The following is a 12068-nucleotide window of genomic DNA, read 5'->3' on the forward strand; positions in this document are numbered from 1 at the left end:
ATTAAATGACCTCCGGTGCCAGCGAGATGATCTTCATGAACTTCTTGTCGCGAAGCTCACGACCGACCGGGCCGAAGATGCGGGTACCGCGGGGGTCTCCGTCAGCCTTCAGGATCACTGCGGCGTTCTCGTCGAACTTGATGTAGGAGCCGTCTGCACGGCGGGTCTGCTTGATCACGCGAACGATGACGGCCTTGACGACGTCACCCTTCTTGACGTTTCCGCCAGGGATCGCGTCCTTGACCGTGGCGACGATGACGTCGCCCAGGCCGGCGTAACGACGGCCGGAGCCACCGAGAACGCGGATGGTGAGCAGAACCTTGGCGCCGGTGTTGTCGGCAACCTTAACTCTGGATTCCTGCTGAAGCATTTACTTGGCCTTCTCTAGGATTTCGACGAGGCGCCAGCGCTTCGTGGCGCTGAGCGGGCGGGTCTCGCTGATGAGAACGAGGTCGCCTACGGCGGCAGCGTTCAGCTCATCGTGAGCCTTGACCTTCGAGGTGCGGCGGATGACCTTGCCGTACAACGGGTGCTTTACGCGGTCTTCGACCTCGACGACGATGGTCTTGTCCATCTTGTCGCTGGTGACGATTCCACGACGGGACTTGCGGTAACCGCGAGCGAGCTCGGCAGTCTCGACCACGGGGGTCTTCTCTTCGGCTTTAGCCATGACTATGCCTCCTTCGTCTCTTCAGTGGCGGTTTCCGCGGCAGGAGCCGTGTCATCCGTCTTCTTGGTCTTCTTTGCCTTGGTCTCCTTGGCAGGAGCCTCGACGGCAACGGGCGTCGCCCGAATACCCAGCTCGCGCTCACGGAGAACCGTGTAGATGCGGGCGATGTCGCGCTTCACGGCGCGCAGGCGGCCGTGGCTCTCGAGCTGGCCGGTGGCCGACTGGAAGCGCAGGTTGAACAGCTCTTCCTTTGCCTTCTTCAGCTCGTCTACGAGTTGCGTGTCTTCAAAAGTGTCGAGCTCGGTTGGTGCGAGCTCCTTGGATCCGATCGCCATTATGCGTCGCCCTCCTCGCGCTTGATGATGCGTGCCTTGAGAGGCAGCTTGTGAATGGCGCGAGTCATCGCTTCGCGAGCAACTTCCTCGCTGACGCCGCTGAGCTCGAAGAGCACGCGACCCGGCTTGACGTTGGCAATCCACCACTCGGGCGAACCCTTACCGGAACCCATGCGGGTTTCGGCAGGCTTCTTCGTGAGCGGACGGTCGGGGTAGATGTTGATCCACACCTTTCCGCCGCGCTTGATGTGACGCGTCATGGCGATACGAGCGGACTCGATCTGGCGGTTGGTGACATACGCGGGCGTGAGTGCCTGGATGCCGAACTCGCCGAACGAGACCTTCGTACCACCGGTCGCGTGGCCACTACGGCCGGGGTGGTGCTGCTTGCGGTGCTTGACCTTGCGTGGGATCAACATGGTTACGCCTCAACTCCTGCTGGTGCTGCCGCTGCCGGAGCGTCTGCCTTGGGGGCAGAGTTACGACGGGGGCCGCTGTCGCGACGATCTCCACCACGGTCATCACGACGCTCGGGGCGGGTCGACTTCTGGTTGGCCTGCTCGCGAGCAAGCTCCTTGTTGGTGATGTCACCCTTGTAGATCCAGACCTTCACGCCGATGCGGCCGAAGGTGGTCTTCGCCTCGTAGAAGCCGTAGTCGATGTTCGCGCGAAGCGTGTGCAGCGGCACTCGGCCTTCGCGGTAGAACTCGGAACGGCTCATCTCGGCGCCACCCAGACGACCGCTGACCTGGATGCGGACACCCTTGACGGTCGACGTGCGCTGAGCACCCTGCATGCCCTTGCGCATCGCGCGGCGGAAGGCCACACGTGCGGTGAGCTGCTCGGCGATTCCCTGGGCGACAAGCTGTGCTTCCGCCTCCGGGTTCTTCACCTCGAGGATGTTGAGCTGGATCTGCTTGCCCGAGAGCTTCTCGAGGTCGGTGCGGATGCGCTCGGCCTCGGCGCCACGACGGCCAATCACGATGCCCGGACGGGCGGTGTGAATGTCGACGCGAACGCGGTCACGGGTGCGCTCGATCTCGATACGGGCTACGCCCGCACGGTCGAGGCTCGTCTTGAGCAGGTTGCGGATCTTGATGTCCTCGGCGACGTAGTCGCTGTAACGCTGTCCGACCTTGGTGCTGTCAGAGAACCAACGCGACACGTGGTCGGTCGTGATTCCCAGACGGAAGCCGTAAGGATTTACTTTCTGGCCCATTACTTCTTTCCTTCATCCGGAGTGGTCAGGACGATCGTGATGTGGCTGGTGCGCTTCAGGATCTGGAAGGCGCGGCCCTGTGCACGCGGCTGGAACCGCTTCAGGGTCGTTCCCTCGTCGACGAACGCCTCGGAGACGAACAGGTCCTGGTCGTCCAGGAACGTGTTGGCCGCATCCGCCTTGACTCGTGCGTTCGCCATTGCCGAAGCAACGAGCTTGTACACGGGCTCGCTCGCACCCTGGGGGGCGAACTTGAGGATCGCGAGGGCCTCGGCGGCCTGCTTTCCACGGATGAGGTTTACTACACGACGAGCCTTCGTGGGGGTTACGCGAATGTGCTTCACGCGAGCGATGGACTGAACCATTAGCGGCGACGCCCCTTCTTGTCGTCCTTCACGTGTCCACGGAAGGTGCGGGTGGGCGAGAACTCGCCGAGCTTGTGGCCCACCATGGATTCGGTGACGAACACCGGGATGTGCTTGCGACCGTCGTGCACCGCAATGGTGTGACCGAGCATGATCGGGATGATCATGGAACGGCGCGACCAGGTCTTGATTACGTTCTTGCTCTTGGCCTCATTGGCGACAACTACCTTGCGAAGCAGGTGGTCATCGACGAAGGGGCCCTTCTTCAGACTGCGTGGCATCTTCTACAACTCCTACTTGCGCTTCTTGCCGGCATTGCGGCGACGAACGATGAGCTTGTCGGACGGGAGGTTGCGCTTACGCGTGCGACCTTCCTTCTGGCCCCAAGGGGTAACGGGGTGACGTCCACCGGACGTCTTACCCTCACCACCACCGTGCGGGTGGTCAACCGGGTTCATGGCAACACCACGAACGGTCGGGCGAACGCCTTTCCAGCGCATGCGTCCGGCCTTGCCCCAGTTGATGTTGGACTGCTCGGCGTTGCCGACCTCACCGATCGTCGCGCGGTTACGCACGTCGACGTTGCGGATTTCACCCGACGGCAGGCGGAGCTGCGCGTAGGGGCCGTCCTTGGCCACGAGGCGAACTGACGCGCCAGCGGAACGAGCCATCTTGGCTCCTCCACCCGGGCGAAGCTCGATCGCGTGGATAACGGTTCCGACCGGGATGTTCTTCAGCGGAAGGTTGTTACCCGGCTTGATGTCGGCCGAGGGGCCCGACTCGATGATGTCGCCCTGGTTGAGCTTGTTCGGAGCGATGATGTAGCGCTTCGTACCGTCAACGTAGTGCAGCAGCGCGATGCGCGCCGTGCGGTTGGGGTCGTACTCGATGTGAGCGACCTTGGCGTTCACGCCGTCTTTGTCATTGCGCTTGAAGTCAATGACGCGGTACTGGCGCTTGTGGCCACCACCGATATGACGGGTCGTGATGCGGCCGGCGTTGTTACGACCACCGGTCTTGGGCAGCGGGCGAAGCAGCGACTTCTCCGGCGTCGATCGGGTGATCTCGGCGAAGTCGGCGACGGACGAACCGCGGCGACCGGGAGTTGTGGGCTTGTACTTACGAATAGCCATGAGTTATCTCCTTGTTCCCTAGCCGACAGCCGTGAAGATGTCGATGGAACCGGACTTCAGCGTGACAATGGCACGCTTGGTGTCCTTGCGCTTGCCGGGTCCGAACTTGGTGCGGCGGGTCTTGCCCGTGCGGTTCAGGGTGTTGACCGACGCGACCTTGACGTTGAAGATCTTCTCGATAGCGAGCTTGATCTCGGTCTTGTTCGAGCGGGGGTCAACGATGAAGGTGTACTTGCCGTCATCGATCAGGCTGTAGCTCTTCTCAGAGACAACAGGCGAGATCACGATGTCGCGAGGATCCTTTTGCGTGGCGGTCATGCGCTGACCTCTTCCTTGGACTTGGTGTTGAAAGCGACGAACGCGTTGAAGGCACCCTCGGTGAAGATGATGTCGTCGCTGACGACGACGTCGTACGCGTTGAGCTGGTCGTAGGGGAGCACGTGAACGGCCGGGATGTTACGGACGCTCTTGTAGCTCAGCTCGTCGTCACGCTCGAGAACGATCAGGACGTGCTTGGCCGGCGCGATGGTCGCGAGCAGGCTCACGATCGCCTTGGTCGAAGGAGTCTGGCCGACCGACAGCGAGTCGATGACGTGGATACGCTCGCCGCGTGCGCGGTCGGAGAGTGCCCCGCGCAGTGCTGCCGCGATCATCTTCTTGGGGGTGCGCTGCGAGTAGTCGCGGGGGTGGGGTCCGTGGACGATGCCACCACCCTTCATCTGAGGTGCGCGGATCGAGCCCTGACGAGCGCGACCGGTTCCCTTCTGCTTGAAGGGCTTACGACCGGCACCAGAGACCTCGCCACGACGAAGCGTGTTGTGCGTGCCCTGGCGAGCCGCCGCGCGCTGCGCGACGACGACCTGGTGGATAAGCGGAACGTTGGTCTGGACGTCGAACGTCTCAGCGGGAAGATCGACGGAGCCGACCTTCTTGCCGGCCGAGTTGATGACGTCGAGCGTGGCTACGCCAGCTGTTTCTGCCATGGAACTACGCTCCCTTCACTGCGTTGCGGACGAATACGAGACGGCCCTTGGCGCCGGGAACGGCACCCTTGACCAGGATGAGGCCCTTCTCGAGGTCTACTGCGTGGACCTTGAGGTTGAGCACGGTGACGCGCTCGCCACCCATGCGGCCGGCCATGCGCATGCCCTTGAACACGCGCGAAGGCGTGGACGAGGCACCGATGGAGCCGGGCTTGCGGTGGTTACGGTGCGAACCGTGCGAGCTGGAGACACCCTTGAAGTTGTGACGCTTCATAACACCGGCGAATCCCTTGCCCTTGCTCGTGCCGACGACGTCGACGAGCTGGCCAGCGGAGAAGATGTCGACCGCGATCTCCTGGCCGAGGCTGTAGTCAGCTGCGTCCGCGGTGCGGACCTCGGTGAGGTGACGGCGGGGGGTGACGCCTGCCTTGTCGAAGTGACCGGTGGCCGGCTTGTTCGACTTGCGGGGGTCGATCTGCCCGTAGGCGATCTGGACGGCTGAGTAGCCGTCGATCTCCTGCGTGCGCAGCTGCGTGACGACGTTGGGGGTGATCTCAACGACGGTCACGGGAACGAGCTTGTTGTTCTCGTCCCAGACCTGGGTCATGCCGAGCTTGGTGCCGAGGAGGCCCTTGGTGCTCTTTGTGTTGGTAGCCATGGGGATCCTCCTTACAGCTTGATCTCGATGTTGACGTCTGCCGGCAGGTCGAGACGCATGAGCGAGTCGACGGCCTTGGGCGTCGGGTCAATGATGTCGATGAGGCGCTTGTGCGTGCGCTTCTCGAAGTGCTCGCGGCTGTCCTTGTACTTGTGAGGCGAACGGATTACGACAATCACGTTCTTCTCGGTCGGCAGCGGCACCGGTCCGACGACGGTCGCGCCTGCGCGGGTTACCGTGTCGACGATCTTGCGCGCCGAAGAGTCGATGACCTCGTGGTCGTACGACTTAAGTCGAATGCGGATCTTCTGTCCCGCCATGTCTGACTCTCTCTCTGTATCGCATCGTGGCCTGCGCCTTGTAGTACCGGGTTGGTACGTGCGCAACTATTGGATGCGGTCGTGCTGTTGCCTCATCGGTTTCCGCCGGAGCATCCGGCCCTCGCGGGCACAAACGTCTCCTAGGTGACGGAAGGTCGATTTACGCTGAGTTCTTCTCCCCGCGGCCTAGTCGCCTTACTCGTAACGAGTCGGACTATGCACTGCCTGGGAGTGATCCGCGCATCCGTGGACGGCGAAATGTTGAACTAGACGAGTTTGCCACATTCGGGGCATTGCTGCAACCCGGGCGTGTCGCGACCGGCGTGTCGGATTCTGGCCCGGGATTACGCGGGTCTCGTCGCCGGCGCGGGGTGCGGATGCGCCCCCGGTGCGGCCCTCCCGAGGGTACTCCGCGGCGCCGAGTTTCGGCGTCGCTCGCGCCCCCGTCGCCCTAGCCCCATAGAGCTACAGTTCGGGCGTCGGGCTATGGCGCGCGCTGGAGCCCGACGCCCGAACTGGCGCCCCTGCCGCCATCATCGCCAGCGCGACCCCATCGGCAGGCCGGCTGCGACCAGGTGCCGCCGTAGGGCCTCCGCACGAGAACCGATCTCCCAGCCCCAGCGCGTGACGCCGAGTCCGAGTGCGCGAAGTCGATCCGCTCGGTCCTTCTCGTCGAGGAGAATCTGCTCGAGCGACCGCCCGCCGCTGTATTGCGGCGATAGGTACTTCGCCCGGCCGTCTGCCTCACCCACGAGTCTGTACTCGGGCCAGTAGAACTCGCTGAAGCCGATGAGCCCTTTGTAGTCGTCGAATCGCTGCTGCAGGACGGGGCGCGGGCATCCGATCGCCTCCATGTTGAAACGGCTGACCGATTCGAGGGGAGAGTCGGACTGCTCGACGGCGGAGGCCAGCACTCGGCGCGCACGGGAGCTGCCGTGGAACGGCATTCGCGAGTTGTAGACGTCGAGCAGCTCGGCGCGGGTGGTCATCGGCGGGACCTCGCCTCGACGATCGACATGGATGGCCCGGTCGGCCGTCACGATGGACGACCGGATGTCGCGGGTCGTCGCAATGTCGACGACCGTGCGCGCGACCGAGGTGACACGAATGCCGTCGCGGACAACGACGTCATCAGGGCGCAGAGGGGTGACGTGGCGCACCAGCTGCCCACTCGAACGGCCACCTCTGGCTCGACCGACAGTGACGTGCACGTCGGTCGGCCACGTGCCCAGGATCGGGAGCCCGTGCACGGCCGCCGCCGACCAGAACGAGAAGACGGGATCGGACTGCCGCGTCTCGGAGATGCCGCGCACTCGCAGCAGGTAACGCTCCAGGTCTGTGCCGGCCTCCCATGTCTCGGTCGGGATGTATACGCCGAGGGAGACCCGGTGCTCCGAGCCGGCTGCGGCGGCGCGAGCATGGTCGCGCCGTGAATCGACCAGCTCATCGAGATCGCGGGCGTACACCAAATTGTCCGAGGCATCCATCATCGCTACAGCCTCACCGGCGATCGATCGCAATTGCGGCAGACGGAGAAATCTGTGCACTGCGTGACAGTGAGGGGGCAGTTCTCGTTGAGCGCCAGTCTGGGCGGACGGCTACAGCGCGCGCTGTAGCGCTACGCCCGAACTGTAGCCCTGTGAGATGGGTCCGTCTGCAATTGACGCGGCCGCGCACGCAGAAGGGCCCGCAGCGCGAACGCTGCGGGCCCTTCAGGTGAAGCGGGGTACTACTTGATGATGGTCGTAACCGTTCCAGCACCAACCGTGCGGCCACCCTCACGGATGGCGAAGCGCAGGCCCTCTTCCATGGCGATGGGCTGAATCAGCTCAACGGTCATGTCGGTGGTGTCGCCGGGCATAACCATCTCGGTGCCCTCGGGCAGCGTGATGACGCCGGTGACGTCGGTGGTACGGAAGTAGAACTGCGGACGGTAGTTCGCGTAGAACGGGTTGTGACGGCCGCCCTCTTCCTTGGAAAGGATGTACGCGGTACCGGTGAAGTTCGTGTGAGGGGTGACCGAGCCGGGCTTGACTACAACCTGGCCACGCTCGACGTCTTCACGCTTCGTTCCACGAAGGAGCAGACCACAGTTCTCGCCGGCCCAAGCCTCGTCGAGCTGCTTGTGGAACATCTCGATACCAGTGACCGTGGTCTTCTGGATCGGGCGGATTCCAACGATCTCGACATCGGAGTTGATGGCGAGCGTGCCACGCTCGGCGCGGCCCGTGACGACGGTTCCACGACCGGTGATCGTGAAGACGTCCTCGATCGGCATGAGGAACGGCTTGTCCTTGTCGCGCACGGGGTCGGGGATGTTGTCATCCGCGGCCTGCATGAGCTCCAGGATGGAGTCTTCCCACTTGGCGTCGCCCTCGAGAGCCTTGAGGCCCGAGACGCGGACAACGGGAGCGTTGTCTCCGTCGAAGCCCTGGCTGGAAAGGAGTTCGCGAACCTCGAGCTCTACGAGCTCAAGGATCTCTTCGTCGTCGACCATGTCGGACTTGTTCAGCGCGACCATCAGGTACGGCACGCCGACCTGCTTGGCGAGAAGAACGTGCTCGCGGGTCTGAGCCATCGGGCCGTCGGTCGCTGCAACCACGAGGATCGCACCGTCCATCTGAGCGGCACCGGTGATCATGTTCTTGATGTAGTCAGCGTGGCCGGGTGCGTCGACGTGAGCGTAGTGACGCTTCTCGGTCTCGTACTCGACGTGCGAGATGTTGATCGTGATACCGCGCTGGCGCTCTTCCGGAGCCGAGTCGATCGACGCGAAGTCGCGCTGAACGTTGGTTGCGGAAGGGAACTTGTCGGCGAGAACCTTGGAAATCGCTGCGGTGAGCGTGGTCTTTCCGTGGTCAACGTGACCGATGGTTCCGATGTTTACGTGCGGCTTGCTCCGCTCGAACTTGGCCTTAGCCACTGGGTCCTCCTCAGGACTCGGGTGCGAGGCATCCGATTATCAAAATCTTGAAAATCGGATGCTTCGCGACTTGGTGTGTACTTATGTTACTCGGGCGAGTGACGCCAAAGCACAGGGCCGCAGATTGCCGCGGTCGCTTGCGGTGAGTGGTGTTACTACTCGCCCTTGTTCTTCTGGATGATCTCGTCGGCGACCGCGCGGGGCACCTCTGAGTAGCTGTCGAACGTCATGGAGTAAACAGCACGTCCGGAAGTCTTCGACCGAAGGTCACCAACGTACCCGAACATCTCTGACAGTGGCACGTTTGCACGAATCACCTTGACGCCGGTGGCGTCCTCCATGGACTGGATCTGCCCGCGACGCGAGTTCAGGTCGCCGATTACGTCACCCATGTACTCCTCGGGCGTGCGAACCTCGACGGCCATCAACGGCTCGAGCAGAACGGGCTGTGCCTTGCGCGCGGCTTCCTTGAAAGCCATCGAGCCTGCGATCTTGAACGCCATTTCAGACGAGTCAACATCGTGGGCGGCACCGTCGAGGATGATTCCTCGAACGCCAACCATCGGGTAGCCGGCGAGAACGCCGACAGCCATGGATGCCTGGAAACCTGCGTCGATCGAGCCGATGTACTCGCGCGGGATGCGACCACCGGAGACCTTGTTCTCGAATTCGTAGATCTTGTCGGGGGTCACCTCCATCGGCTCGAGCGAGATCTGCACCTTCGCGAACTGGCCGGATCCACCGGTCTGCTTCTTGTGGGTGTAGTCGTGCTTGTCGACGACGCGGCGAATCGTCTCGCGGTAGGCGACCTGGGGCTTGCCCACGTTCGCCTCGACGTTGAATTCGCGCTTCATGCGGTCTACGAGGATGTCGAGGTGAAGCTCGCCCATTCCCTTGATGACCGTCTGGCCGGTGTCGACGTTCTGCTCGGTGCGGAACGTGGGGTCTTCCTCGGCGAGCTTCTGGATTGCGACGCCCAGCTTCTCCTGGTCCTGCTTCGTCTTCGGCTCGATCGCGACCTCGATGACGGGCTCGGGGAACGTCATCGACTCGAGAACAATCTGGTTGTTCGGGTCGGTGAGGGTGTCACCCGTGGTGGTGTCCTTGAGGCCGATGACCGCGTAGATGTGGCCGGCGGTGATCGAGTCGATCGGCATTTCCTTGTTGGCGTGCATCTGGAAGATCTTGCCGATGCGCTCCTTCTTGCCCTTGGTCGCGTTCATGAGCGCGGCACCCGAGTCGGCGTGACCGGAGTACACGCGGATGTAGGTGAGGCGACCGAAGAACGGATGAACCGCGACCTTGAACGCGAGCGCGGCGAAGGGCTCGGTGGCGTCGGGGTGACGGACGATGACCTTCTCCTCGTCGCGCACGTCGTGGCCCTCGGTTGCGGGCACGTCGAGCGGGCTGGGGAGGTAGTCAACGACGGCGTCGAGCATGGGCTGCACGCCGCGGTTCTTGAACGCGGAACCGCAGAGCACCGGGTAGATCTGGCTGGAGATCGTCAGGCCACGGATAGCCTTCTTGATCTCGGCTACCGAGAAGTCGGTGTCGCCCTCCATGAAGCGCTCGAGGAGCGCGTCGTCGGTCTCGGCGACGACCTCGAGCAGGGTCGCACGGTACTCGTTCGCCTTCTCGACGAGGTCGGCGGGGATCTCCTCGATGGCGTACTTGGCGCCCATCTCGACGTCACCCTTGGAGTCGCCGCGCCACGTGAGCGCGCGCATCTCGACGATGTCTACGACACCCTCGAAGCCCGACTCGAATCCGATCGGGATCTGGATGACGAGGGGCTTGGCGCCGAGGCGCTTGATGATGGTGTCGACGGTGAAGTAGAAGTCGGCGCCCAGCTTGTCCATCTTGTTGACGAAGCAGATGCGGGGAACGTCGTACTTGTCGGCCTGGCGCCACACGGTCTCGGACTGGGGCTCAACGCCCTCCTTGCCGTCGAACACCGCGACGGCGCCGTCGAGGACGCGGAGCGAGCGCTCCACCTCGACGGTGAAGTCGACGTGACCGGGGGTGTCGATGATGTTGATCTGGTTGTTGTTCCAGAAGCACGTCGTGGCAGCGGACGTGATCGTGATGCCACGTTCCTGCTCCTGCGCCATCCAGTCCATCGTCGAGGCGCCGTCGTGGGTCTCGCCGATCTTGTGGTTGACGCCGGTGTAGAACAGGATGCGCTCGGTGGTCGTGGTCTTGCCAGCATCGATGTGAGCCATGATGCCGATATTGCGGACCTTGTTCAGGTCGGTGAGCACGTCTTGTGCCACGGAGTTCCTCCGAAAGAAGTTGGGTGATGGGGTGGTGCGTTATTCGAGGTGGCGGATGCCGCGGCATCCGCCACCTCGAATGAGGCTGGTTACCAGCGGTAGTGCGCGAAGGCCTTGTTCGACTCGGCCATCTTGTGAGTGTCCTCGCGACGCTTCACCGCGGCGCCGAGGCCGTTCGATGCGTCGAGGATCTCGTTCGTGAGGCGCTCAGTCATGGTCTTCTCACGACGGCCCTTGGCGTAGCTCGTGAGCCAGCGGAGAGCGAGCGTGTTGGCACGGTGAGGCTTGACCTCGACCGGGACCTGGTAGGTCGAGCCACCGACGCGGCGGCTGCGGACCTCAAGGGTGGGGCGAACGTTGTCGAGGGCCTTCTTCAAGGTGACGACGGCGTCCTGGCCGTTCTTGGCGGATACGCCTTCGAGTGCACCGTAGACGATGCGCTCTGCGAGGCCCTTCTTGCCATCAAGAAGGATCTTGTTGACGAGCTGGCTGACGATGGGGGCGCCGTAGACCGGATCGGCTACTACGGGGCGCTTGGGAGCTGGACCCTTGCGAGGCATTACTTCTTCTCCATCTTCGCGCCGTAACGGCTGCGAGCCTGCTTGCGGTTCTTGACGGCCTGCGTGTCGAGGGCGCCGCGAACGATCTTGTAACGAACACCGGGGAGGTCCTTAACGCGACCGCCGCGGACCAGGACCATGGAGTGCTCCTGGAGGTTGTGGCCTTCACCGGGGATGTAGGCGGTGACCTCGGTGCCGTTGCTCAGCTTGACGCGAGCGACCTTGCGCAGGGCAGAGTTCGGCTTCTTCGGGGTGGTCGTGTAGACGCGGGTGCAAACGCCGCGCTGCTGCGGGTTGCCCTTGAGGGCGGGCGCCTTGGTCTTGACGACCTTCGGCGAACGGCCCTTACGGACCAACTGCTGAATGGTGGGCACTAAGTAACTCCTTGTAATAACTGCACGGTGACAGCTGCATGATGGTTAGCATTCGAGTGAGCTTCGCAGTTCATCTCGAGTTCATCTGGACCCGGCAGATGCCAGGTATGCCGTGGGGGGCGATCGTGAGAACGACCCCATATATGTGGTGAGTTGCTGCTCCTCAGCGCCACGAGGGCACGGCGGGAGCGCACGACAAAGCGCACACCTGCAAAATACTATCCCCGCGGGGGCTGGCGGTCAAATGAGTTCGCC

General features: G+C 63.0%; 17 protein-coding genes. All 17 read right to left on the reverse strand.

The annotated features are described in order from the left end of the window. Window position 1 precedes the first annotated feature (1 nt). The 17 genes from rplN to rpsL all read right to left on the reverse strand — a co-directional run bounded on the left by rplN (window position 2) and on the right by rpsL (window position 11813). Window positions 2-370 (reverse strand): 50S ribosomal protein L14, encoded by a 369-nt coding sequence (rplN, locus tag ABIE21_RS11520; RefSeq protein ID WP_354024955.1) that lies wholly within the window; start codon window positions 368-370, stop codon window positions 2-4. Beyond that, window positions 371-670 (reverse strand): 30S ribosomal protein S17, encoded by a 300-nt coding sequence (rpsQ, locus tag ABIE21_RS11525; RefSeq protein WP_354024956.1) that lies wholly within the window; start codon window positions 668-670, stop codon window positions 371-373. It abuts the gene before it with no gap. A gap of 2 nt (window positions 671-672) precedes the next feature. Beyond that, window positions 673-1005 (reverse strand): 50S ribosomal protein L29, encoded by a 333-nt coding sequence (rpmC, locus tag ABIE21_RS11530; RefSeq protein WP_354024957.1) that lies wholly within the window; start codon window positions 1003-1005, stop codon window positions 673-675. Then, window positions 1005-1424 carry a 50S ribosomal protein L16 gene (gene rplP, locus ABIE21_RS11535; protein WP_184232724.1) on the reverse strand — a complete coding sequence of 140 codons (420 nt, stop codon included), beginning with the start codon at window positions 1422-1424 and terminating at the stop codon, window positions 1005-1007. The genes rpmC and rplP overlap by 1 nt, the downstream gene beginning before the upstream one ends. A 2-nt stretch (window positions 1425-1426) precedes the next feature. Continuing rightward, window positions 1427-2224: a 30S ribosomal protein S3 gene (gene rpsC, locus ABIE21_RS11540; RefSeq protein ID WP_354024958.1), complete on the reverse strand. Its 798-nt coding sequence runs from the start codon at window positions 2222-2224 to the stop codon at window positions 1427-1429. Then, window positions 2224-2589, reverse strand: coding sequence for a 50S ribosomal protein L22 (gene rplV / locus ABIE21_RS11545; RefSeq protein ID WP_188511386.1), 366 nt, complete (start codon window positions 2587-2589; stop codon window positions 2224-2226). The genes rpsC and rplV overlap by 1 nt, the downstream gene beginning before the upstream one ends. After that, on the reverse strand, window positions 2589-2870 hold the full coding sequence (gene rpsS / locus ABIE21_RS11550) for a 30S ribosomal protein S19 (RefSeq protein WP_188511385.1): 282 nt from the start codon (window positions 2868-2870) through the stop codon (window positions 2589-2591). Before rpsS ends, rplV begins: the two co-directional genes overlap by 1 nt. Before the next feature lie 12 nt (window positions 2871-2882). After that, window positions 2883-3722: a 50S ribosomal protein L2 gene (rplB, locus tag ABIE21_RS11555; RefSeq protein WP_184232716.1), complete on the reverse strand. Its 840-nt coding sequence runs from the start codon at window positions 3720-3722 to the stop codon at window positions 2883-2885. Between the two features lie 18 nt (window positions 3723-3740). After that, a complete protein-coding gene (rplW, locus tag ABIE21_RS11560) occupies window positions 3741-4040 on the reverse strand; it encodes a 50S ribosomal protein L23 (RefSeq protein ID WP_354024959.1) in 300 nt (99 codons plus the stop codon). After that, complete coding sequence (gene rplD / locus ABIE21_RS11565) at window positions 4037-4705, reverse strand: 50S ribosomal protein L4 (protein ID WP_354024960.1); 669 nt, start codon at window positions 4703-4705, stop codon at window positions 4037-4039. The genes rplW and rplD overlap by 4 nt, the downstream gene beginning before the upstream one ends. 4 nt (window positions 4706-4709) lie before the next feature. Further along, window positions 4710-5363: a 50S ribosomal protein L3 gene (rplC, locus tag ABIE21_RS11570; RefSeq protein ID WP_354024961.1), complete on the reverse strand. Its 654-nt coding sequence runs from the start codon at window positions 5361-5363 to the stop codon at window positions 4710-4712. Window positions 5364-5374: 11 nt separating this feature from the next. Then, window positions 5375-5683, reverse strand: coding sequence for a 30S ribosomal protein S10 (rpsJ, locus tag ABIE21_RS11575; protein ID WP_147783478.1), 309 nt, complete (start codon window positions 5681-5683; stop codon window positions 5375-5377). Between the two features lie 533 nt (window positions 5684-6216). Then, window positions 6217-7173: a hypothetical protein gene (locus ABIE21_RS11580; protein ID WP_354024962.1), complete on the reverse strand. Its 957-nt coding sequence runs from the start codon at window positions 7171-7173 to the stop codon at window positions 6217-6219. A 239-nt stretch (window positions 7174-7412) separates the two neighbouring features. Next, on the reverse strand, window positions 7413-8606 hold the full coding sequence (gene tuf, locus ABIE21_RS11585; protein ID WP_188511380.1) for an elongation factor Tu: 1194 nt from the start codon (window positions 8604-8606) through the stop codon (window positions 7413-7415). Window positions 8607-8761: 155 nt separating this feature from the next. Further along, window positions 8762-10879, reverse strand: a complete 2118-nt coding sequence (gene fusA, locus ABIE21_RS11590; protein WP_354024963.1) for an elongation factor G — start codon at window positions 10877-10879, stop codon at window positions 8762-8764. An 89-nt stretch (window positions 10880-10968) separates the two neighbouring features. Next, window positions 10969-11439: a 30S ribosomal protein S7 gene (gene rpsG / locus ABIE21_RS11595; protein ID WP_130981948.1), complete on the reverse strand. Its 471-nt coding sequence runs from the start codon at window positions 11437-11439 to the stop codon at window positions 10969-10971. Next, window positions 11439-11813, reverse strand: a complete 375-nt coding sequence (rpsL, locus tag ABIE21_RS11600; RefSeq protein ID WP_184232704.1) for a 30S ribosomal protein S12 — start codon at window positions 11811-11813, stop codon at window positions 11439-11441. The genes rpsG and rpsL overlap by 1 nt, the downstream gene beginning before the upstream one ends. Window positions 11814-12068: the final 255 nt, after the last annotated feature.

It is taken from the genome of Conyzicola nivalis, assembly GCF_040548875.1.
Taxonomy (GTDB): domain Bacteria; phylum Actinomycetota; class Actinomycetes; order Actinomycetales; family Microbacteriaceae; genus Conyzicola; species Conyzicola nivalis_A.